At 69.7% G+C, this 20,468-nt stretch carries 22 protein-coding genes and 2 pseudogenes; 7 read left to right on the top strand and 17 right to left on the bottom strand.

Going from position 1 to position 20,468, the window contains the following annotated elements; genetic code table 11:
* Positions 1-40: 40 nt before the first annotated feature.
* Positions 41-658, top strand: coding sequence for a TetR/AcrR family transcriptional regulator (locus AFR_RS13155; RefSeq protein ID WP_023360957.1), 618 nt, complete (start codon positions 41-43; stop codon positions 656-658).
* 15 nt (positions 659-673) lie between these two features.
* On the opposite strand, the gene AFR_RS13150 is transcribed toward AFR_RS13155, so the two are convergent.
* Genes AFR_RS13150 through AFR_RS13140 form a run of 3 tightly spaced genes read right to left on the bottom strand, consistent with a single transcriptional unit; the run spans position 674 to position 3,110 of the window.
* Positions 674-1,423: a 3-hydroxybutyrate dehydrogenase gene (locus AFR_RS13150; protein ID WP_023360956.1), complete on the bottom strand. Its 750-nt coding sequence runs from the start codon at positions 1,421-1,423 to the stop codon at positions 674-676.
* A complete protein-coding gene (locus AFR_RS13145) occupies positions 1,420-2,289 on the bottom strand; it encodes a VOC family protein (protein WP_023360955.1) in 870 nt (289 codons plus the stop codon). The genes AFR_RS13150 and AFR_RS13145 overlap by 4 nt, the downstream gene beginning before the upstream one ends.
* Positions 2,290-2,291: 2 nt before the next feature.
* Positions 2,292-3,110, bottom strand: a complete 819-nt coding sequence (locus AFR_RS13140) for an alpha/beta fold hydrolase (RefSeq protein WP_023360954.1) — start codon at positions 3,108-3,110, stop codon at positions 2,292-2,294.
* A 317-nt stretch (positions 3,111-3,427) separates the two neighbouring features.
* Between AFR_RS13140 and AFR_RS13135 the strand changes: the two genes are divergently transcribed.
* The gene (locus tag AFR_RS13135) at positions 3,428-4,021 is read left to right on the top strand and encodes a TetR/AcrR family transcriptional regulator (RefSeq protein WP_023360953.1); all 594 of its coding nucleotides are present in this window, start codon (positions 3,428-3,430) and stop codon (positions 4,019-4,021) included.
* An 18-nt stretch (positions 4,022-4,039) separates the two neighbouring features.
* Here AFR_RS13135 and AFR_RS13130 read toward each other — a convergent pair whose 3' ends face one another.
* Together AFR_RS13130 and AFR_RS13125 are read right to left on the bottom strand one after the other, a co-directional pair.
* Complete coding sequence (locus AFR_RS13130) at positions 4,040-4,339, bottom strand: DEAD/DEAH box helicase family protein (protein WP_023360952.1); 300 nt, start codon at positions 4,337-4,339, stop codon at positions 4,040-4,042.
* Positions 4,340-4,414: 75 nt separating this feature from the next.
* On the bottom strand, positions 4,415-5,230 hold the full coding sequence (locus AFR_RS13125; protein WP_023360951.1) for an SDR family NAD(P)-dependent oxidoreductase: 816 nt from the start codon (positions 5,228-5,230) through the stop codon (positions 4,415-4,417).
* 80 nt (positions 5,231-5,310) lie between these two features.
* On the opposite strand from AFR_RS13125, the gene AFR_RS13120 reads away from it, so the two are divergent.
* A complete protein-coding gene (locus tag AFR_RS13120; protein WP_023360950.1) occupies positions 5,311-5,742 on the top strand; it encodes a MarR family winged helix-turn-helix transcriptional regulator in 432 nt (143 codons plus the stop codon).
* Here AFR_RS13120 and AFR_RS13115 read toward each other — a convergent pair.
* The 7 genes and pseudogenes from AFR_RS13115 to AFR_RS13095 all read right to left on the bottom strand — a co-directional run bounded on the left by AFR_RS13115 (position 5,722) and on the right by AFR_RS13095 (position 12,497).
* Positions 5,722-6,570: a Rossmann-fold NAD(P)-binding domain-containing protein gene (locus AFR_RS13115; protein ID WP_023360949.1), complete on the bottom strand. Its 849-nt coding sequence runs from the start codon at positions 6,568-6,570 to the stop codon at positions 5,722-5,724. The genes AFR_RS13120 and AFR_RS13115 overlap by 21 nt on opposite strands.
* Positions 6,567-7,547 carry an NADP-dependent oxidoreductase gene (locus tag AFR_RS13110; protein ID WP_041842124.1) on the bottom strand — a complete coding sequence of 327 codons (981 nt, stop codon included), beginning with the start codon at positions 7,545-7,547 and terminating at the stop codon, positions 6,567-6,569. The genes AFR_RS13115 and AFR_RS13110 overlap by 4 nt, the downstream gene beginning before the upstream one ends.
* Positions 7,548-7,757: 210 nt before the next feature.
* A complete protein-coding gene (locus AFR_RS13105; RefSeq protein WP_041840829.1) occupies positions 7,758-8,351 on the bottom strand; it encodes a TetR/AcrR family transcriptional regulator in 594 nt (197 codons plus the stop codon).
* Positions 8,352-8,394: 43 nt separating this feature from the next.
* Positions 8,395-9,504: pseudogene (locus AFR_RS48700) on the bottom strand (serine hydrolase domain-containing protein); the annotation flags it as partial.
* 122 nt (positions 9,505-9,626) lie between these two features.
* The gene (locus tag AFR_RS48695) at positions 9,627-9,869 is read right to left on the bottom strand and encodes an alpha/beta hydrolase (RefSeq protein WP_369076482.1); all 243 of its coding nucleotides are present in this window, start codon (positions 9,867-9,869) and stop codon (positions 9,627-9,629) included.
* Between the two features lie 649 nt (positions 9,870-10,518).
* Positions 10,519-10,962 (bottom strand): annotated as a pseudogene (locus tag AFR_RS48690) (alpha/beta fold hydrolase); the annotation flags it as partial.
* Positions 10,963-11,150: 188 nt separating this feature from the next.
* Positions 11,151-12,497 carry an MFS transporter gene (locus AFR_RS13095; protein ID WP_023360945.1) on the bottom strand — a complete coding sequence of 449 codons (1,347 nt, stop codon included), beginning with the start codon at positions 12,495-12,497 and terminating at the stop codon, positions 11,151-11,153.
* A gap of 131 nt (positions 12,498-12,628) precedes the next feature.
* On the opposite strand from AFR_RS13095, the gene AFR_RS13090 reads away from it, so the two are divergent.
* The gene (locus AFR_RS13090; protein WP_023360944.1) at positions 12,629-13,258 is read left to right on the top strand and encodes a TetR family transcriptional regulator; all 630 of its coding nucleotides are present in this window, start codon (positions 12,629-12,631) and stop codon (positions 13,256-13,258) included.
* A 21-nt stretch (positions 13,259-13,279) separates the two neighbouring features.
* On the opposite strand, the gene AFR_RS13085 is transcribed toward AFR_RS13090, so the two are convergent.
* The gene (locus AFR_RS13085; protein ID WP_023360943.1) at positions 13,280-14,344 is read right to left on the bottom strand and encodes an aldo/keto reductase; all 1,065 of its coding nucleotides are present in this window, start codon (positions 14,342-14,344) and stop codon (positions 13,280-13,282) included.
* 60 nt (positions 14,345-14,404) lie between these two features.
* The gene (locus AFR_RS13080) at positions 14,405-15,130 is read right to left on the bottom strand and encodes an SDR family oxidoreductase (protein ID WP_023360942.1); all 726 of its coding nucleotides are present in this window, start codon (positions 15,128-15,130) and stop codon (positions 14,405-14,407) included.
* A gap of 112 nt (positions 15,131-15,242) precedes the next feature.
* Here AFR_RS13080 and AFR_RS13075 point away from each other — a divergent pair, with 112 nt between their 5' ends.
* On the top strand, positions 15,243-15,806 hold the full coding sequence (locus tag AFR_RS13075; RefSeq protein WP_023360941.1) for a TetR/AcrR family transcriptional regulator: 564 nt from the start codon (positions 15,243-15,245) through the stop codon (positions 15,804-15,806).
* Positions 15,807-15,977: 171 nt separating this feature from the next.
* Here the strand turns inward: AFR_RS13075 and AFR_RS13070 are convergent, their stop codons facing one another.
* Positions 15,978-16,538, bottom strand: coding sequence for a hypothetical protein (locus tag AFR_RS13070; RefSeq protein WP_023360940.1), 561 nt, complete (start codon positions 16,536-16,538; stop codon positions 15,978-15,980).
* 106 nt (positions 16,539-16,644) lie between these two features.
* On the opposite strand from AFR_RS13070, the gene AFR_RS13065 reads away from it, so the two are divergent.
* On the top strand, positions 16,645-17,256 hold the full coding sequence (locus AFR_RS13065; RefSeq protein WP_023360939.1) for a TetR/AcrR family transcriptional regulator: 612 nt from the start codon (positions 16,645-16,647) through the stop codon (positions 17,254-17,256).
* A gap of 36 nt (positions 17,257-17,292) precedes the next feature.
* On the opposite strand, the gene AFR_RS13060 is transcribed toward AFR_RS13065, so the two are convergent.
* Complete coding sequence (locus tag AFR_RS13060) at positions 17,293-18,378, bottom strand: Gfo/Idh/MocA family protein (protein WP_023360938.1); 1,086 nt, start codon at positions 18,376-18,378, stop codon at positions 17,293-17,295.
* Positions 18,379-18,554: 176 nt separating this feature from the next.
* Between AFR_RS13060 and AFR_RS13055 the strand changes: the two genes are divergently transcribed.
* Positions 18,555-19,421, top strand: coding sequence for a helix-turn-helix transcriptional regulator (locus tag AFR_RS13055; RefSeq protein ID WP_023360937.1), 867 nt, complete (start codon positions 18,555-18,557; stop codon positions 19,419-19,421).
* Positions 19,422-19,449: 28 nt separating this feature from the next.
* Here AFR_RS13055 and AFR_RS13050 read toward each other — a convergent pair whose 3' ends face one another.
* Positions 19,450-20,418: a GlxA family transcriptional regulator gene (locus tag AFR_RS13050; protein WP_023360936.1), complete on the bottom strand. Its 969-nt coding sequence runs from the start codon at positions 20,416-20,418 to the stop codon at positions 19,450-19,452.
* Positions 20,419-20,468 lie beyond the last annotated feature (50 nt).

The raw sequence follows: 20,468 nt of genomic DNA, 5'->3' as shown, positions 1-20,468 counted from the left end.
GCGCCGCAGGCCGGGTCGGCTGCAGACCTACGATGATCGGATGACCAAGGGTGATGGTGCGTTGAGCAGCCGCGACGTGATTCTCGCGGCTGCTCGCACGCTGATCGCGAGCCGAGGTTACGACGGCATGCTGATCTCCGAACTTTCCTCGATGTCCGGGCTTCCCGCCAGTTCGATCTACTACCACTTCGGGAGCAAGCTGGGCGTTCTGGGCGCGTTGCTGGAACGGACCTTCGAGGAGCTGCACGCGTCGTTCCCGAGCCCGTCGTCGTTCGACGGGCACGAGCCGATCGAGCGCTTCGAGCTCTGGTTCACGGCGGCCTGCGCGGCCCTCGACCAGCGCCCCGACTATCTGCGACTGCTGCTGGCCGTCTCGGTCGGCTCGCACTCGGAGACCGGCCCGGTGCGGGAGACCGTCCGGCGCATCCGCGACTACGGGCTCGCTTCCTGGGTGAGCGCCCTGACGCCGATCTTCGCACCGGCCGGCGGCGACCAGGACAAGGACTTCATCCATCACCTGGCTGTCATGGGCCGGGCCATGACCGACGGCCTGTCGGTGGGCACGAGCTACGAGGGCGTGACCCACAGCGCCCACGTGGCGCCGTTCGTCGCCCTCATCCGCAGCACGGCCGCTCAACGGCAGGCGCAGACCCGCTGAGGGTCCGGCCCGGCCTCAGGTGGCGCTCCAGGCTCCGTCCAGCACCAGGCGCGTGCCGTTGACGTACGACGCCTCCGGCGAGCACAGGTAAGCCACGGCTCCGGCGACCTCGTCGGGTTCGATGAGTCGCTTGATCGCCGACCTGGTCAGCATCACGTCCGAGATCACCCGGTCGGCGGACAGGCCGTGCACCCGCGCCTGGTCCTCGATCTGTTTCTCCACCAGCGGGGTACGCACGTACCCCGGAGAGACGCAGTTGCTGGTCACGCCCTTGCCTGCGCCCTCGACCGCGATGACCTTCGACAGGCCCTCGAGACCGTGCTTCGCGCTGACGTACGCGGACTTGTAGGCGCTGGCCCGGATGCCGTGGACGCTGGAGATGTGCACGATGCGGCCCCAGCCCTTCCTGTACATCGACGGCAGGACCGCGCGGCTGAGCAGGAAAGGTGCCTCGAGCATCAGCCGGAGCATGAAGGAGAAGCGCTCGGGGCTGAACTCCTCGACCGGGGCAACGTGCTGCACACCGGCGTTGTTGACGAGGATGTCGGCCTCCAGCGTGAGATCCGCCAGCTCGGCCGTGCGGCTCAGGTCGCAGGACAGCACCTCGCCACCGATGCGGTCCGCCACCTCGGCGGCACCGGCCGCGTCGATGTCACACACCACGACCCGCGCCCCGAGGGACGCGAGCCGCGCCGCGACCGCCGCGCCGATGCCACCGGCGGCACCGGTCACGACGGCGCGGCGTCCGGTCAGGTCGCCGGTCACGACTGCGCCGGGCTCGCGAACGGGTTGGTCCCGGCGTGCCGGTGACCCCACACACTGGGAGTGCCGAAGTCGTGCGGGACGTAGTCGTCGCCGACCTCGATGGCGCCGTACCCGATCTCGAGATGGAATCCGCTGGGATTCTTGACGTAGAACGAGATCGCCTTGTCGTTCATGTGCCGGCCGAGGCTGATCGAGACCGGCACGTCGTTGGCCTGGGCGCGGTCGAACGCGCGACCGATGTCGTCGATCGACCCGTGCTCGATCTCGAGGTGGTGGAGCGACGCGGTCTCGGCCGTACCCAGCGCGATGCTGTGGTGGGTGTTGTTGCAGCGGAAGAAGAACAGGCCGGGTGCCCGGTAGTCGGTCAGCCGGAACTCGAGCACCGACTCGTACAGATCGCGCAGCTCGGACAGCTTCGGGCTGGGCAGCACCAGGTGGCCGAGCCCGGTGACCCCCGGTGTCGCGTCCGCGGGCCGGCGAGGGTGCGGCGTGCGCTTCTCACCGAGCGCGAGCTCGACCCGGAAGCCGACCGGGTCGGTGAACCAGCGCAGCCCGACGGCACCCCGGGTCGCTGCTTCGTCGGCCGTCGCTTCCCGCACGTCGAAACCGGCGGCGGTCAGCCGGCCGGTCAGCCGGTCGAGCTCGGCAGGGGCGTCGACGATCCATCCGATGTGACGCGGGCTGTCCTCAGCCGACTGGTACAGGGCCAGCCGGTACTTGAACTCGTCCAGCTGGAGCAGAACGACCTCCTCGGATCCGGCCTTCTCCCGGGTGTTCCCGACCCCGAGGGTGCCGTCGAACAGGTCAACCCAGGCAGCGACGTCCGTGACGTTGAGTCCGACGTACCCCAGCTTGCTGATTCCCACGTTTACCTCACGTTCGACGTGGCGGAGGGGTCTCCGCCGGACAGAAATTCGCGGACGATGTGGTTGAACTCGGCAGCCCGCTCGTACTGCACCCAGTGGCGGCAGTGCGGCAGGACCCGCAGCTCGGCGTCGGGGATGTCGTTGAGGATGCGGGCGGCCCAGGTCAGCGGCACGGTCTGGTCCTCACGGCCCCAGATCAGCAACGTGCGGGCACGGATGCGGGGCAGATCCGGGGTCAGGTCGCCGAAGTTCGGTGGGATCGGCAGTTCCGGGTGGACCGCCAGACTGGACCGGTAGCGCTCGTCGATCAGGGCGTCGGTGGCCAGCGCCTGGTCGTAGACCATCAGGCGGACGAACTCGGCCATCGCCTCCCGGGACGGCTTCTCTGCCGCCATGTATCCGAACAGGTGCTCCAGACCGACCGGCCACGGCGGCGCGTCCGGCGGCAACACGCCGCCGGGAGCCATCAGCACGAGCCGACCGACCCGATCCGGCTCGGTGATCGCCAGCCGCATCGCGACCCCGCCGCCGTAGGAATTGCCGACCAGGTGGGCCCGCTCGATGCCCAGGGCTGTCATCACCCGGCTGACGGTCTTCGCGGCGTGGAACAGCAGCGGCTCATCGGTCGTGCGTGGGCTGCGTCCCCAGCCCGGCAGATCCAGCGCGATGTTGCGGTGGTCGGCGAAGGCCGGCAGGTTGCCACCGAAGTTGCTCATGCCGGTCGCGCCCGGCCCGGAGCCGTGCAACCAGATCACCGCGGGTCCGGTACCGGATTCGGTGTAGGCCACTTCGGTGTCGCCCAGGTCAACGGAAGTCGTCATGCGTCATCTCCGGCGTCTGTATGTAGCGCTCACTATAATCGTGAGAATTCGTCCGCCACAAGGAACTGCCCGGGTCTGAACGGAACGACCTCGACACCGCCTCCGGCAGAGAATCCGGGAAATACGCGATCCCGCTGAACAGAACCGGCCGGCCGCACGTTGTCGGGTGTGAAGCGCCGGCAAGGTCGCCGGCCGGCGCCCGGAACCCGCCCCCTCCGGAAGCGCCCGGCCCTCCCCCGGGCCGGGCGCTTCACTTCGGTTGTGACAATCATTACCGTTAATGCAAGACCGAACGTTCTTTCGCTATCATGAGAGGCATGCCGACCACCACCACGACCCGTCCGTCCGAGGCACGCACCCGGCTCCTGACCACAGCGAGCCGCATCTTCTACTCGGAGGGGATCCACTCGGTCGGCGTCGATCGGATCATCGCTCAGGCCCAGGTCACCCGGGCCACGTTCTACCGCCACTTCCCCGGCAAGGAGGATCTGGTCGTCGCCTACCTGCAGGGAGCCGATCAGGCCATCCGCGACCAGGTGGCGTCGATCATTGCCGAGGGCCGGCCGGCCGCCGACACCGTGCAGGCCGTGGCCGCCTGGATCGCCCACGGGATCCGCTCCGACGGCTTCCGCGGCTGCGCCTTCCTCAATGCAGCGGCCGAGCACCACGATCCCGCGCACCCGGTGCACCGAGCCGTCCTGGCACACCGGCAGTGGTTCCTCGACACGATCCACACGCTGATGGCGGACATCGACCGGACCAAGTCCGAGGCCGCCGCGCAGCACTTCGTCATGCTCCGCGACGGCGCGATGGCCGCCGGTTGCCTGTTCGACCCCGAGCTGATCTGCGACACCTTCCTCCGCGGCGTCGAAGGACTTGTCCTGACCCACGGAGCACGCCGGACGTCCTGAGCATGGCGAGGCCGGAGTTCAGGCGTAGGAGAAGGCGCCCTGGCGGTATCGGGACAGGATGCTCGTAGCCACTTCCTCCGGAGTCCCCGTGGGCTCGATGATCAGGTGCCGGGCATCGATGGGGGCCTGGACGAACTGTTGGTGCATGTGTCGCGTGCCTGGCTCGTCGTCACGATTGCCCTCCCGGGTGGTGACGTCCTGCACGCAGCGTTCCACCGACGGCAGCAGGACGCTCGGTGAGAGACGCGAAGAAACGATGGAGCTCACGGTCGACTTCCCGGCCCCGGGTGGCCCGGCGATGACGAGCAGGGTGGACATGCGGCCATGTGTATCCGCCTCGCACGGCGTTATCAAGGCAGTATCGGAGGCGCGGCCGATGATGTGAACCGACCTCTAAGGCAGGTCGACGACCTCGTGCAGCCGCAACCGCCGGTTGAAGGAGGCGGCCACCCGTGCGACCGTCCTGCGCGGCAGCAGACGCGCAGCCCAGGTCATGAGCCGGTTGACACCGCGGCCGGGGTAGGAGGCAGCGCGGCGCCGGGCGTAGTCGTCGAGGGTCTGGGACGCGACGGTGGCCGGGGTGTCGGCGGCGGACGGGTCGATCGTGGCCGTGGTGCCGTCGAAGAAGCCGGTCGCCACCGCACCGGGATGCGCGGCCATGACATGGACGCCGGTGCCGCGCAGCTCCTCCGCCAGGGCCTCGCTGAACGAGAGCACAAACGCCTTGGTGGCGGCATAGCTGGCCTGATAGGGCAACGGTTGGAAGGCCGCGGTGGAGGACACGTTGATGATCCCGCCGGAGCCGCGCGCGGCCATGTCACCGCCGATCGCGTGGGTCAGGGCGAGCAGACCGCTGATGTTGAGCCCGACCGTACGCAGCTGGGGCTCGAGCGGACGACTCAGGAACGGGCCCGCACTGCCGGCCCCGGCGTTGTTGAGCAGCAGGTCGACGCGCAGATCACGCTGGGCCAGTTCGCGCAGGACCCGCCCGGGCCCGTCCGCACCGGCGAGATCGGCGGTGATCACCTCGGGTTCCGCCCCGCCGTGGGTCTGCTGGATCTCCCGGGCGAGTTCACGCAGGTCGCTTTCGGTGCGGGACAACAGGATCAGCCGCGCTCCCCGGCGGGCGAGCTCCAGCGCGTACGCCCGCCCGAGCCCTTTGGACGCACCGGTGACCAGTGCGGTGATCCCTTGAAAGCCGTCTTCCACGTGCGCCTCCGATAGTTCAAGTCTTGAAGCACGAGGCTAACACGGTACTTCAAGACTTGAAGCATCGATAGGATGACGACATGACCGCATCCGAGCTGACCGCGGCCGTCACCGCGACCTACGACATCTGGATGCGGACCGTCGACCTGACCGGGCCGGCCCTGGCCAGGCACCGCCTGACATCGGCGACCTTCCAGGCGCTGTGGGTGATCGACCCCGACGAACCGCCACCCTCGATGAAGGTGGTGGCCGAGCGCCTGCACTGCAACGCCTCGAACCTGACCTTCATGGCCAACCAGCTGATCGACCGCGGGCTGGTGGAGCGGGTGACGGATCCGGCCGACCGCCGGTTCCGCGGGCTCCACCTGACGGCCAAGGGCCGCCAGGTGCGCGCCGAGGTGGTTCAGGCCGCCCTGGCCGGCAATCCGCTGGCGAGATTGGACGAGGGCGACCTACGGCAGCTCGTCACCCTGCTGAACCGCGCCCTCGATTCACCGCTCGGTGAAGGCTGAACCCGCCGGCACGGCGAATTCACCGCGCCGGCCGACGACCCAGCTGCGGAACGTGCGGGGCTTGTGCCCGGTGACGTCCCGGACCGCGCCGGTGACCCGCTCCTGGCTGCCGGTGGCGATGATCCGGTCCAGCGCCGCCAGCCGCTCGGCCACCGCCGCCGGCACGAACCTTCCCAGGTACGCCTGCAGATCCGGCCTCGACATGTTCCGGTGCCGTAGCGGCAAGCCCGTCACGTCGGCGATGACCCCGGCCACCTCGTCGTACGTCAGGGCCTCCGGACCCGTCAGCACCAGGTCCGTGTTCGGCGACACGTCGCCCACCAGCAGGATCGCGGCCACCTCGGCGATGTCACCCGCATCGATCAACGCCACGGAAGCGCCGTCCGTCGAGGTGGTCAGGACACCGTCCTCGCGGATGCTCACCGCATGCGGATGGGTGGCGGTCAGGACGTTCTGCATGAACCAGGTGGGCCGCAGCACCGCCCACTCCGGGAAGTAGTCCGGGATCAGGCGGTGCACCCGGCCCACCCCGGGCGCTCCGGGAGCGGCCGGCGACGCACTGAGCAGTACCGCTCGCCGCACCCCCGCACTACGGGCCGCGGCGAGAAACGGGGTCATGACCTCGGCCGGTTCCGGATCACCCGCGGGCGGCACCAGATAGACGGCGCGGGCGCCGGCGAGGGCCGCAGCGAAGGACTCCGGCTGGTACCAGTCGAACCCGGTCGCCCGCCGCGACGCCGCGGTCACCTCGTGACCCCGGGTCCGGAGCGACTCCGCGACCAGGCTGCCGGTCGTACCGAGGGCGGCGGTGACCAGAACGCGGGTCATGCCGGATCCCCCGCGACACGCAGGACGATCTTGCCTCGGGTGCGGCCCAGCTCGATTTCACGGTGGGCGTCCGCGACCTCCGCGAGCGGCAGAACCTTGGCGACCTCGACGGTGACGCTGCCGTCATCGATCAGCGCGGCGATGCGGGCCAGCGCCGGCGCGTCGGGCTCGACCAGGAAGGGCGAGACCCGGACCCCGGCGGCCTTCCCCGCCGCGGCCAGTTCCGGCGAGACCCCGGCCGGTACGGCGACCAGCAGCCCACCCGGGCGCAGCGTCTCGATCGACCTGGTGCTGGTGGCGTCGAACGCGTCGCCGACCAGCTCGAGCACCACGTCGACGTCGCTGACCTCCTTCTCGAAGCGGCAGGCGGTGTAGTCGATGACCTCGTCGGCGCCCAGCTCGGCGACCCACTGCTGGTTGCGCGGGCCGGCCACCGCGATCACGTACGCCCCCAGGTGCTTGGCGAACTGGACCGCGAGATGGCCCACACCACCGGCCGCCGCGGTGATCAGCACCCGCTGGCCGGGCTGTACGCCGATGGTGTCGACCAGCGCCTGCCACGCGGTCAGTCCGGCCAGGGGCACCGCCGCAGCCTCCTCGAACGAAGCCGCGGCCGGCATGCAGGCGAACTGGCGCGCCGGCGCGGTGACGTACTCGGCGTAAGCACCGGCCGCACGCGGGAACCAGGGCATGCCGTAGACCTTGTCGCCGGGAGCGAGCGTGGTGACGCCGAAGCCGATCTCCTCCACGACGCCGGCCACGTCCCAGCCCAGGATGAACGGGGGCTCGCCCAGGACGCCGGCCATACCGGTGCCACCGCGGGTCTTCCAGTCGACGGGGTTGATGCCCGCGGCGTGCACCCGGACGAGCACCTCGGTGGGAAGCGGGGCCGGACGCTCGACGCGCTCGACGACGAGCGTCTCCGGGCCGCCGAAAGCGTGCTGACGGACCGCGTTCATCATGTTGTTGTCACTCATGATCACAAGTCTCGATCGACGAGCCCGCTCCAGACAGTGGCTCGAATGACTTCTTCCGTAAGATTCGCGCCATGTCGGTGCTGATCCCCGGCGCTCTCACCGCGAGTAGGTGACCGGCAGCTGCCGGGAACAGTCGGTCCCGGGAAATGCCATACGGATGACGACGGGCCCGCGCGTGCCCTTTTCTGCGTGCGGCCGGCGCCCGGGAGGTCAGGCGGGCCGGAGGATCCCGTCCACTAGCGCGTCGATCAGGTCATCGGTGATGACGGACGCAATCAGTGCACAGTAGACGATCGGTCCCGTCAGGGCGTCCATCGCGGCGTCCGCATCGAGGCGCGGGGAGAACTCGCCGGCCTGGACACCGCGGGCGAGCATGTCGCGTTCCTGGGCGCGGCGGGGCTCGAGATAACGCTCCTGCAGCTTCTCGGCGACGCCGGGACGATGCTGGGCCTCGGCCAGGAGCGCGAGGTAGACCCGGCCGGCCGGGTCTCCGGTGAGGAACCGCGCGAAGTCGCGCAGATAGTCGCGGACGAGGTCGGCGGTGGGGTGCTCCATCGGGACGCGAACCATCTTGTCGCTGTCCTCGATGAGCGTGTCGAGCAGGATCTCGACCTTCGAGGGCCACCACCGGTAGATCGTCTGTTTGGCCACCCCGGCCCGCCGCGCGATCGCCTCGATCGTCAGCGCGGCGAACCCGTTCTCGGCCAGGAGGTCGTCGGCGGCGTGCAGCACAGCCAGCCGTGCCGCCTCGTCGCGCCGGTTGCCGGGATGCGGCCTGCGGGGCGTCTCACTCGCAGCGGGCATGCGGGCACGATAACCCGGTCGCTGGTGAGACGCAACGTAGCGTCTACCCTGCGGCCAGGGCCGAATAGACCAGTTGACCCAGCTGCTGCCTCAACGGGTAGGTGCTGGACGGCATGAGCTGGGTGAAGAACAGAGCCGTCACCCGGTCCACCGGGTCCACCCAGAACGTCGTACTGGCCAGCCCGCCCCAGGAGAACTCGCCGGCATTGTTCGAGGAGCGACCGGGCACGGGATCCTGGGTCACGGCGAAGCCGAGACCGAAACCCACGCCCTCCAGAGACGTCTCGGCGAAACCACCCGTCGACAGCGCGGCCAGGTCCTGGCCGCCGGGCAGGTGGTTGCGGGTCATCAGCCGCACCGTGCGGCTGCCGAGAACCCGCCGGCCGTCGAGTTCACCGCCGTTCAACAACATCTGCGTGAAGCGGTGGTAGTCGGCGGCTGTGCAGATCAGCCCATGGCCGCCGGCCCGCAGCTCCGGCGGCCGGAGCGCCTGCCAGGCCGGTTCCTCGGCCGGCACCGGGCGCCCGGTGGTCGGGTCGGCGGCGTACAGCGTGGCCAGCCGCGTCGCATCCGGTGCCGTCACCCAGCGCCGCACACCGGTCATCTTCAGGGGGGTGAGAACGCGCTCCGTCAGTACGGTGTCGAAATCCTGGCCGGCCACCACCTCGACAAGACGTGCCAGCACGTCCGTGGCGACGGAGTAGCCCCAGGCGGTGCCCGGCTGGAACAACAGCGGCATCTGCGCGTACCGATCCACCGTGGTGGCAAGATCCAACGCCGGGTCCGTCACGTCGAGGCCGGCGTTGCGGTAAAGCTGGTCGACCACCGAGGTGTGCATGAAACCGTAGGTGAGTCCGGCCGTGTGGCTCAACAGATGCCAGACCCTGATGGGCTCCGCGGCGGGCACCGTGTACGGCTTGAGTGCGGAACCGCGGTCGTACACGCGCATGTCGGCGAAGGCCGGCAACCACCGGCTGATCTCGTCGGTCAGCTGGAATCTGCCCTCCTCCCACAGCGTCATCGCCGCGACCGACGTGATCGGCTTGGTCATCGAGAAGATGCGCCACAGCGTGTCGGCCTCGACCGGCGTGCCGGCGGCCAGGTCCCGCTGCCCGTAGACGCTGCTGTGGGCCACCCGGCCGTGGCGGGTCACCACGATCTGCCATCCGGGGAGCAGCCCGTCGTCGACATAGCGCCGGAAATGCCGGTCGATGGCCGCCATCCGGTCGCCGACGAAGCCGAGAGCTGCCGGATCCTCCTCCACCTCCACTCCGCTCACCGCGCCGGTGAGGGCGGGAAGGGCGGGTCCGGTCGGCACACCGTGCCCGGCGCCGGTGGCTTCCCGGTCAGCAGGTAATGGCTCACCTGTGTGTCCACGCAGGCGTTGCCCTGCAGGTGAAAGGCAACATGACCCCATCCCGCGTACGACAGCAGCCGCGAATTGGGGAGCAGCCGGGCCGCGCCCACGGCACCCGCGTACGGGGTGGCCGGGTCGAAGTAGTTGCCGACGATCAGCACCGTCGCCGCCGTGCGTGCCCGTCCACGGACCGTGATAGCTGTCCTGGCCGGCGCTCGCCGGCCAGGAGCGGCACTGACTCCACACCCAGTTGTAGATCCGGGCGAAGTAGCCGTACTCCCGCTCGGCGCGATCCGCGGCGTCCTGCCAGACCGCGAAGGACCGGGGGTTGACCGTGTCGGAACAGGCCACGCCCGGCTTGCCTTCTCCCTCGTTCGGGTACTCCTCCGGCACCGCCTTGATGCTCACCCGTGGTCCCGTCGACTCCAGTTGGCTCTCCAGGCCGGCCAGAAAGCGGGCGAGGGCGGGCCAGCCGGCCGCGTTGAAGATCGCGCCCAGGGCGGTGCCGATCAGATCGTTGTACCGGAAAGTGCGCGTCGCACCCGTTGACGGATCGACGATGTCCACCGGACCGGCCCTGAGCCGGTCGGCCAGTCGTGCGAAGCGGGCGCTCGAGCGTCCCGAGAAGTCGCAGGCGGAACCGGCGGCGTCACAGACCCGGAAGAACTCCGCCAACGTCCGGCCCGCTCCCCTGGCGGCAGCCATCCGGGAAGCAGTCGGCGTGGTCCGCGCCGCGCCGGCGGGCCCTCGAGTGGCCACGACCGGATCGATCACCCCGTCGATGACCAGGGCCCGGAAGTTGTCCGGGAACAGATTGGCGTAGGTCTGCCCGAGCAGCGAGCCGTAGGAATACCCGAGGTAGGTGAGCTTGCGGTCGCCGAGGGCGATCCGGAGCCGTTCGAGGTCCCGGGCGACCTCCGCGCTCGACATGTGGTCGACGATCGGGGCACCGCGCTCGGTGCACGCGGCTGACATCTTGTCGTCCGCCTGCCGCCAGACGTTCTCCTCGGCCGGCGTCTCCGGGTAGTGGAACGGCGCGCGGTCCGCACCGGCCTGCTCGGCCGATTCGTAACAACGCAGGGCGGTGCTGCCGGCCAGACCGCGGGAATCAAAGCCGACGAGGTCGAAGCGGGCCTGCAGCTCGGCCGGCAGGTCGCCGAAGTTGGTCCGGGCGAACGCGACCCCGGAGAGACCGGGTCCGCCGGGGTTGACGAGCAGGGATCCGAGGCGCCGCTGCGGATCGGTGGCCCGCATCCGCGTCAGCGCGATGGTGATCTGCTCGCCGCGGGGCCTGTCGTGGTCGAGGGGTACGGAGACCGAGGCGCAGTCGAAGCCGGCAGCGCACGGTGTCCACCGGACCGAGCCCGGGCCGGCCGATGCGGGAGCCGGTGACAGGGTGAGCAGCAGAGCGACGACGACGCCGCCCGCGGCAGCCCGGCGGATCACGGCTGGGCCGGTTCGGGCACGGACCCGTCGGCAGCGGTGGGTGTGCCGCTGCCCGCCTTCTCCCGCCGGATCACCACGGCCAGCACCGGCACCAGCCCGAGACCGGCACAGGCCGCCGCCGCGATCACGTAGTACGGGGCGAACAGACTGCCGGTGGCGTCCTCGATCCGGCCGTAGACGAAGGGTCCGACGAAGCCGCCGGTGATACCGAGCATGTTGATGAACGCCAGACCCGCGGCCGCGAGCAGCCCCGACATCCGCGACATGGCGACCGACCAGAACAGCGGCAGCGTGCCGAGGGCGAAGAAGCTGGACAGGAAGATCAGCACGACGCGCCAGACCGCATCGGTCGACAGCAGGAAGCCGGTCATGATGAGCAGCGTGGCGGCCGCACAGATGCCGATGAGCAGCACCTCATGGCCGTACCGGCGGTTGAGCCACGGGAAGAGCAGCACCCCGGCCAGGCCCGCGAGGCCACCGCTGCCGGCCACCACCCCGATCAGGAACGAGCTCTCGAGGCCGAGCGCCTGCAGCACGGCGGGAAAGTTGAAGCCCACGCCGGAACTGATGGCCTGGTTGACGAAGTAGATCGCGGCGAGCACGAGGATCACCGGCCGGCCGAAGGCCAGGCGCAGGTTGCCGCGCACCCGGGTCGCCGAGGGGGCGTCGTTGCCGACGGCCCGCTCGGACAGGACCGCCGCCTCCTGCGGTGTCAGCCACTTCGCGTCGCGTGGCCGGTCGGGCAAGGTGAACCAGACCAGGCCGCCGACCAGGATGGTGACGATCCCCTCGATGAGGAACATCCACTGCCAGCCGTGCAGGCCCCCGGCGCCGTCGAGTTCCATGAGGGCCCCGCCCACGGGCGAGCCGATGAAGATGGCGATGCAGGGCGCGGTGTAGATGAGGCCCACCATCGTCACGCGGTGCTTCTGGGAGAACCAGAGCGTCACCATGTACATCAGAGCCGGGAACAGACCGGCCTCGGCGGCACCGAGCAGCAGGCGCAGAACGTAGAACGACGCCTCGTTGGACACGAACATCATGGCGGCGGACACCGCACCCCAGGTGATCGCGATCCGGGTGATCCACACCCGCGGGCCGACCCGGTACAGGACCAGATTGCTCGGCACCTCGAGCAACGCGTAACTGGCGAAGAACAGACCCGCGCCGAGGCCGTAGGCCGCCGCGCTGATCCCGACGTCGGCCTCCAGCGCCGTCTTCGCGAGGGCGACGTTCGTGCGGTCGACGTAGGACATGAAGTAGGCGAGACCGATGATCGGGAGCAGCCGGACCATCGCCTTCCGGGTGGCCGGCTCGTGCTCTGCAGCCGTTGCTTCCGTCATGCGAAGCCTCCGAGTAAGCTCGCTGATCAGGCATACTACTCGGTATTACGTTATGACCATCGATGTCTTGTGTCAACGGTCACAGTCGTGATCGGAGACGATAGGCTGGCCGCGGACCAGGAGGTGCCGGTTTGAGCGCGACCCCGGAGGTGGCCGCCGACGCCCGCGCGAAGATCCTCGACGCGGCAGCCGAGGCCTTCATGCGCACCGGCTTCGCCGGCACCACGATCGACGACATCGCCCGCGACGTCCGGGCCACCAAGGGCCTGATCTATTACCACTTCCGATCCAAGTTCGACATCTTCCTGGCGGTCTACGGCGAAGGCATGCGCCGCGTCCGCGAGCGCGTCGAGCCGCACTCCACCGGAGCCGGGACCGCCCGCGACCGCCTGGTGGCCATGTCGATCGCCCACCTGCTCAATCTGATGGAGGCCCTGGCCTACCACCACGTCGTCCACCAGGCGGTGCGGGGCGAGGTGTCCGCGGCACTGAAGGCACGCCAGATCGAAGCGCTGAAGGACCTGAACCGCCTCCGCCGCGACTACGAGCAGATGTTCCACAGCGCGGTCGTCGCGGGCATCGAGGACGGCTCGCTGCGCCCGGTCGACGCGGGCCTGGCCGCCCGGGTCCTGCTCAGCAACCTCAACGCCGTCGACATGTGGTACCGCCGCATCGACGGCCAGAACGCCGACGATCTGCACGACCTCGCCGTACAGATCGTCGATCTGCTGGTCGGCGGCCTCGCCACTCCTCTTCCCTGAGGTCCGCAGGACCGGCCGCGGTCAGCGGCGGGCCTGGATCTTCAGGTCGCCGCGGGTCTGTACGCGAATGTGGTCACTGGCGAGCATCGCGTGGGGGAAGCCGAGGTCGATGGCGCTGACCTCGTTCAGCCGGGCCAGATGCGACGGGGTGAGGTCGACCTCCAGGGCTCCCAGATTCTCCCGCAGCTGCTCGGTGGTGCGGGCCCCGATCACCGGCGCTGTCACCGCCGGGTTCTGCAGAGTCCAGGCGAGCCCGACCTGAGCCGGCGTGCGGCCCAACTCCCCCGCTACCTCTTTGACCACCTCCACGATGGCCAGGCTGCGCTCGGTCACTCCCCCGAGGGCAACGTTGAAGTTCTTGCGAACGCTTCCACTGCCGTCGGTGGGCGGGGTGGTCAGGTCCTCGCGGCTGTACTTGCCGGTGAGCACCCCTCCCGCCAGCGGCGACCACAGAACGGTGCCCAGCCCCAGTTCCTGCGCCATCGGGATGAGGTCACGCTCACCGGTCCGCTCCACCAGGTTGTATTCCAGCTGCAGCGCCACGAGCGGCGACCAGCCCCGCAGCTCGGCGATCGCCTGCATGCGGGAGATCTGCCAGGCCGGAGTGTTGGAGATGGCCACGTACAGGACCTTGCCCTGCCGTACCAGGTCGTCCAGTCCGCGGAGGATCTCCTCCACCGGGGTGGTCGGGTCCCACACGTGCAGGTAGAGCAGGTCGATGTAATCGGTGTTCAACTGCCGCAGGCTGGTCTCGACCGCCCCGGACAGGCTCTTGCGGCTCGCGCCACCGGAGTTGGGATCGCCGGGCCGGCGCAGGGTCGTGTATTTCGTGGCCAGCACCAGGCTGTCGCGCCGGTCCCGGGCGAACTCACCGAGCATGCGCTCCGACGTGCCGTTGGTGTAGGTGACCGCCGTGTCGATGAAGTTCCCGCCCCGCTCGACGTACAGGTCGAACAACTTGCGGGCCTCGTCCTGCTCCGCCCCCCAGCCCCATTCGTTGCCGAAGGTGGCCGCGCCGAGCGCGAGCGGCGAGACCCGCAGACCGGAACGTCCCAGCTGCCGGTAGGTATCCAGAGTGAGTGACATGGTTGTCTCCTGTGGTTGTGATTTCGGACGTTCGAGAGGGTGTGCGCCGGGACCCGGGTATCACGCGCCGAGGCCGTAGCCGCCGGCCACGACGACGTCCTGACCCGTGACGTAGCCGGCGGCCGCCGAGGCCAGGAAGGCGACGACCTCCGCGATCTCCTGGCCGGTCCCGAACCGCTCGAACGGGATGCCGGCGCGCATGGCGTCCCGGCCGCTCTCGGGAACTCCCAGCTTGTCCAGCAGTGGTGTCTCGGTCGCCCCCGGACTCACGGCGTTGACGCGGATCCTGCGCGGAGCCAGTTCGAGCGCGAGCGAGGGCACCATGGCCAGCAGTGCTCCACGGGTCGCCGCCCCTACCGTGGCGCCGGGACTTCCCCGACGGGCTCCGATGCCCACGGTGAGAACGATCGATCCGCCGTCGTTCATGAGCGGCAGCGCCTTCTGAAGGGTGAAGAACTGGCCCTTGAAGTTGACGTCAGCCTGTTCGTCGAAGGACTCCTCCGTGACCCCGCCCACCGGTGCCGGGCAGAAGATCCCGGCGTTGAGGAACAGCAGGTCGAGGGAGCCGAAACGGTCGGACACCATCGTGACGAGCGCGTCGGTGTCGGCCAGGTCGCGGGCGTCGGAGCGGACGACGAGGACGTCGCCGGGGAGCTCGCGTCTCGCCCGTGCCAGAGAATCAGGGTTCTGGCCGGTGACTGCGACCCGGTAGCCACGGGTGTGCAGCAGTTCGGCGGTCGCCCGCCCGATTCCGGTAGTGCCCCCGGTGATGAGCGCTGCGGGCATGGATTGCCTTCCGTCGGTAAGCGGGGAGGTCCCCGTTTTTCTCACCGTACACTAAACGGGGAAGCCCCCGTTTCGCCACTGCCGTCGACCCGAACCAGCGATTGTGAAAGCCATGACTCCTCGATCGACCGCCCTGCGGGCCGACGCCCAGCGCAACCGCGGACACCTGATCGCCACCGCCGCCGAGGCCTTCGCCTCCGGGCAGACCATCTCGCTGGACGCGATCGCCAAACGCGCGGGCGTGGGCAACGCCACCCTCTACCGCCACTTCCCCACCCGGGAGGACCTGGTCGAAGAGGTCTACCGGGACCAGATCCGCCCGCTGCGCGACGACGCGCAAGCCCTCCTGGCCACCGAGCAACCCGCGCAGGCCCTGCACGCCTGGATGCGCCGCTTCGCCGAGTGGGCGGGCGAACGGCGCGGCATCTGCGAGGCGCTGGTCGCCATGAGCGCCTCCGGACGCTTCGGCACGGGACCGGTCTGCGACGAGGTCCAGCAGATTCTGGGAATGGTGCTCGCGGCCGGCGCCGAGGCGGGGGAACTGCGCAGCGACATCGATCCGGTCGACGTCGGCGGCATCCTGGCCGGCGTGCTGTCCGTCGCCGGCGGAACCGACCAGCGCCCCCAGCTCGACCGCATGCTCACCATCGTCGTCGACGGACTCAGGGCACGCTGAGCATCCGGCGCGCCGGCGACCCGAGCCGCCGCGATCCGCGGGATCACACCGCTACTCATGACCGACAGGAAAGGCGTCCCGCCGGCCGACCGGTCCTGAGGAACGGGGCCGGACGGCAAGGAGCCGGCCGGGGAAGGTTCTCCCCGACCGGCTCCCGTGCAGACGCAGACGTCAGTTGGCCTTCGCAGCCCGGCCCAGCCGGAAGGCGGCGATGAGGAAGAAGATGGCGCCCGGAATCGCGTAACCGGCCGCGTTGGTCAGCATGGGGTTGTCCGCCGAAGCGCCGGCCACGAACGAACCACCGGCCAGCACCGAGATGGCACCGCTGATGATCATCGGCCACTGACCACCCATCCGGCGGCGGCTCACCCCGACGAACAGCTGCACCAGACCCGCCACGATCGCCCAGGCACCCCAGACCCGCAGCATCGCCGGGATACCCGACGCCGCAGCCGCACCCAGGCCGATCGCCGTGATCAGGCTGACCACGATGTTGACGTACAGCAGCGTCTGCGAACCCGACGACCGCGACGACCGCAGGTCGTAAACAGCCGCACCCACGTCGAACAACGGGTACAGCACGAACAACGTCACCGTGAGCGGACCGATCTCCTTGGCGGTCGCGATCGTCACCACCGCCCACACGATGGCAAACGCAGCCCGGACGAAGTACAGCCGCCGCAGGGCGGCAGCGGTCTGGGAGATACCCGGCGAGGCAGCAACAGTGCTCACGGTGAACCTTTCAGGAGCGGAGGAGATGGAACGTTCTATGCGTCTCAGAATGACAACGCCGCTCCGCTTTGTCAAGAAGGAACGTTCTATCCGCTATTCTTGGATCATGGAGCACAACGACCCCCCGGGCCGGCCCTCGGAAGCACGGGCGCGGCTGCTGGAAACAGCCATCAAAGTCTTCTACGCCAACGGCATCCACTCGGTCGGCATCGACCGCATCGTCGCCGAGGCACAGGTGACCCGGGCAACCCTCTATCGGCACTTCTCCGGCAAGGAGGAGCTCGTTCTCGCGTACCTGAAGGAGGCCGACCGGGCGATCCGCAGCCAGGCGGACCAGGCCGGAGCCGACGGGGCCGCAGCCGCCGATGTTGTTCGCGCCCTGAGCAGATCCATCGCCCGCGACATCGCGTCCCCCGGCTTCCGGGGGTGCGCTTTCCTCAACGCCGTCGCCGAATACCCCGACCCCGGCTCACCGGTGCACCAGACCGTCCTGGCCCACCGGCGTTGGTTCCAGGAAACCGTCACCGAGCTGCTGGGTCGCATCCGGCAGGCCCCCGCTGACACCGCCGCCCGCCACTTCGTGATGATGCGCGACGGTGCCATGGCTGCCGGCTGCCTGCTCGACCCGACGATGGTCGGGGACACCTTCCTGCAGGGAGTCGAGGGCCTGCTGCAGGTCTATGCCGCCGGCGACTACAGCGGTCCGGCAAACGCCTGAACCCGGAGACTTCGCACCACCACACGGCGAAGTGATTCAGCGCTGGCGGATGCCGGTCACGCGGTGCCCGGAGGACGCCGCGACGGCGACGGCGTCGATCAGCCGGGAGTTGTGCAGCGCCTCGGCGAAACCCGGGACCGAATGCGAGCCGGTGCGGATGTCGCGGGCCAGGAGCGCGTACAGCTCGCCGACGTTGAGCGCGGGCCCGGCCGTACCCGGGGCGGCGGGCTTGTCAGGCTCGTCGAAGTCGGCACTCGAGCTCAGGGTCAGGTCGCCGCCCTGGACGCCGAAGAGGGTGCCGCCGGTGAGGTTGAGCCAGCCGTCGCTGCCCCGCAGTTCGAACCGGAAAGCTGCCTCGTCGGGGGCCACACCACCGATGATATCGGCGGCAATCACGGTGCCGGTGGCCACCTTGGCCAGGACACCGGCGTGGTCGGGGACCTCCCGGGTGGTCGTCGCTCCGGTGTCGGCCAGGGTGGGGTGAGGCCAGAAAATCTCCGTGCGGGCGTCGACCTCGGTGATGTCACCCAGCAGTGCCTCGATGATGTCGAGAGTGTGGCCCGTGGTGATGGTGAGCAGGTTGGCACCGGACGCGGCTTGCTCGAAGTACTCGTACGGCGATGCCGTCACCGGCCCGAACCCGCTCGAGGTGGACACGACGCGAGCACTGAGCGGCCGGCCGATCCGGCCCTCCGCGATGATCTGCGCCGCGCGGCGAACAGACGGGTTGAGGCGGCCCTGCAGTCCGATGGCGGTGTGGCCCGTCCCGGCCGAAGCCGCGAGTTCCCGCGTTTCCTCGAGCGAGGCACCCAGAGGCGCCTCGCAGTAGACGGCCTTGCCGGCGTCGATCGCGGCACGGACCAGGTCGCGGTGGGCCGGAACGCGGACGGCCACGGTGACGACGTCCACCGAGTCGTCACGGATCATGGCGAACGGGTCGGCGAACCACTTCGGGGCGCCGAATGCCGCTGCGGCTTCCCGGGCGCTGTCCTCACGGCGGGTCGCCACGGCCGACAGCGTGACGGCATCGAGGTGCTGGATGGCCGGGATGTGGGAGAACCGGGCCCAGCTGGCCCGGGTGTCCGCGCCGATGATGCCGACCCGGATGGCGTTGTCCGACACGCTGAATCTCCTGATGTTGGTTTGGTGTCCGGCCGGGCTCGGTCACGGTGACCGGTGCCGGGCCCGAACGGCTCAGGACACGAGCAAACGCCGACTCCACCGGGGCAACCAGGGCGACTTCAGCCTGGTCACGTCTTGACCAGGCTCGAGCCGGACCGGCCTCCTACGATGGAGAAATGGCGACGCGGAGCACGCTCAACACGGCCCTGAGCCGCTTCCTGCGATCACGTCGCGACGCGCTCACACCGGCACAGGCCGGCATGGTTCCCTTCCCGGGGCCTCGGCGTGTGCCAGGCCTGCGCAAGGAAGAGCTCGCCGTGCTGGCCGGGATCAGCCCGGACCATTACAGCCGGCTCGAACAGGGCCGCCAGACCACGTTGAGCGACGAGATGTGCAACGCGCTCGCCCGGGCCCTGCGCCTCGACGACGTCGAGCGCCGGCACCTCAGAGCGCTGGCCCGACCAGCGTCCCCGCGTGGCGAGTGGGAGACGCCCCAGCGGGCCGAGCCGGGCCTGCTGCGGATTCTCGCCGCCCTGGACCACCTGCCCGGTCTGCTGCTCGGCCGGCGCAGCGAGATCCTGGCCCGCAACCTCCTGCTCGACGCCGTCCTCGGGGTCTCGCTGCCGATCGGCGCGGCCTTCGTTCGCTGGCTGCTGCTGGACCCCGCCGCCCGCGAGCGCATCGTCAACTGGGACGAGTTCGGCGCGGCCGCCGTCGGCGGACTGCGTTTCGAAACGGGTCGGCATCCGCACGACCGCCGGCTGTCCGCCCTGATCAAGCAGCTGCGATCACACTCCGACGAGGTTGCGCGGTGGTGGGACGACCAGACCGTGACCGACCAGACCTCGCTCACCAAACGCCTGGCCCATCCGGCGGCGGGCCGGCTCGAGTTCGCCATCGAGACCGTCACGCTGCCGCACTGCCCGGACCAGCGGCTGGTCGTCTACACCGTGGCGCCGGATTCACCGACCGCGGACGTCCTTCCCCTGCTCAGCGGTTGGGGCGCGGACGCCCTGATCGGCGGACCGCACCCGTCGATCTGACGCCCCGGGGGCCTGCGCGGTGCCTGGTTTATCGGGCCGGTGCTTGGAAGGTGCGGCGGTAGCGCTGGGGCGTGACGCCCAGCACCGCGTGCATGTGCTGACGGAGCAGCGTCGCGCTGCCGAAGCCGGCTTCGGTGGCGATCCGCTCCACCGGCAGGTCGGTGCTTTCCAGCAGACTCCGCGCTCGATCGACGCGCTGCGAGATGAGCCACTGCAACGGTGTCACACCGACCTCGGCGACGAAGCGTCGGCTGAACGTACGCTTGGTCATCGTCGCGTGCTCGGCCAGGTCGGCCAGGGTGAGTGGCTCGTCGAGCCGGGCCAGGGCCCATGCCTGGGTCGGACCGGTGCCCACCGAGGAGCCGGGCGGAGTCGGGTGCGTGATGAACTGGGCCTGACCGCCGTCGCGCCACGGGGCCACCACACATCGGCGGGCGGCCTCGTTGGCGACCGTCGCGCCGTGGTCGGAACGGACGATGTGGACGAACAGATCGATCCCCGCCGCCGCACCGGCGGAGGTCAGGACCCGGCCCGCATCAACGAAGAGGACGTCCGGGCGGACCTCGACCGCCGGGAACAGCGCGGCGAACCGGTCGCTCAAGGCCCAGTGGGTGGTGGCCGCCAGTCCGTCGAGCAGGCCGGCGGCCGCGAGGACGAACGCCGACGTACACGTGCTCACCACACGGATCTCCGGTCGCAGCGACCGCAACACTGCGGTCACCTCAGGGTCGGGCTCCCCCGCCGTGAGCATGGCGGTGGACGGTTCCTGGGTGGCGACCACGACCGTGTCGGCCTCGGCGAGCACGCTGCGATCGCGTGGCACCTGGATCGAGAACCCGGCATTGGTGGAGACCGGTTCACCGTCCAGCGAGCACGTGACGACCTCGTAGAGCGGCTCGCCTCCGGCACCCTGCGCCTCGCTCAACACCCGGGCGGGGATGCCAAGATCGAACGGGATGACGGCGTCGAGGGCGAGCACGGCTACACGATGGGGCATGGCGCGAATCTTACGCACCATATGGTTCAAGACAAAGCGATGGCCCACTC

The sequence above is a fragment of the Amorphoplanes friuliensis DSM 7358 genome (genome assembly GCF_000494755.1).
Classification (GTDB): Bacteria; Actinomycetota; Actinomycetes; order Mycobacteriales; family Micromonosporaceae; genus Actinoplanes; species Actinoplanes friuliensis.
The sequence above is the reverse complement of the archived record's forward strand: the minus strand, read 5'-3'. Positions and strand labels throughout refer to the sequence as shown.

Bases quoted from the DNA above. Each gene is read 5' to 3' on its own strand.
- AFR_RS13155 (WP_023360957.1), top strand. From the start codon at position 41: ATGACCAAGGGTGATGGTGCGTTGAGCAGCCGCGACGTGATTCTCGCG.
- AFR_RS13140 (WP_023360954.1), bottom strand. From the start codon at position 3,110: ATGACGACTTCCGTTGACCTGGGCGACACCGAAGTGGCCTACACCGAA.
- AFR_RS13135 (WP_023360953.1), top strand. From the start codon at position 3,428: ATGCCGACCACCACCACGACCCGTCCGTCCGAGGCACGCACCCGGCTC.
- AFR_RS13130 (WP_023360952.1), bottom strand. From the start codon at position 4,339: ATGTCCACCCTGCTCGTCATCGCCGGGCCACCCGGGGCCGGGAAGTCG.
- AFR_RS13120 (WP_023360950.1), top strand. From the start codon at position 5,311: ATGACCGCATCCGAGCTGACCGCGGCCGTCACCGCGACCTACGACATC.
- AFR_RS13115 (WP_023360949.1), bottom strand. From the start codon at position 6,570: ATGACCCGCGTTCTGGTCACCGCCGCCCTCGGTACGACCGGCAGCCTG.
- AFR_RS13110 (WP_041842124.1), bottom strand. From the start codon at position 7,547: ATGAGTGACAACAACATGATGAACGCGGTCCGTCAGCACGCTTTCGGC.
- AFR_RS13105 (WP_041840829.1), bottom strand. From the start codon at position 8,351: ATGCCCGCTGCGAGTGAGACGCCCCGCAGGCCGCATCCCGGCAACCGG.
- AFR_RS13095 (WP_023360945.1), bottom strand. From the start codon at position 12,497: ATGACGGAAGCAACGGCTGCAGAGCACGAGCCGGCCACCCGGAAGGCG.
- AFR_RS13085 (WP_023360943.1), bottom strand. From the start codon at position 14,344: ATGTCACTCACTCTGGATACCTACCGGCAGCTGGGACGTTCCGGTCTG.
- AFR_RS13080 (WP_023360942.1), bottom strand. From the start codon at position 15,130: ATGCCCGCAGCGCTCATCACCGGGGGCACTACCGGAATCGGGCGGGCG.
- AFR_RS13075 (WP_023360941.1), top strand. From the start codon at position 15,243: ATGACTCCTCGATCGACCGCCCTGCGGGCCGACGCCCAGCGCAACCGC.
- AFR_RS13065 (WP_023360939.1), top strand. From the start codon at position 16,645: ATGGAGCACAACGACCCCCCGGGCCGGCCCTCGGAAGCACGGGCGCGG.
- AFR_RS13055 (WP_023360937.1), top strand. From the start codon at position 18,555: ATGGCGACGCGGAGCACGCTCAACACGGCCCTGAGCCGCTTCCTGCGA.
- AFR_RS13050 (WP_023360936.1), bottom strand. From the start codon at position 20,418: ATGCCCCATCGTGTAGCCGTGCTCGCCCTCGACGCCGTCATCCCGTTC.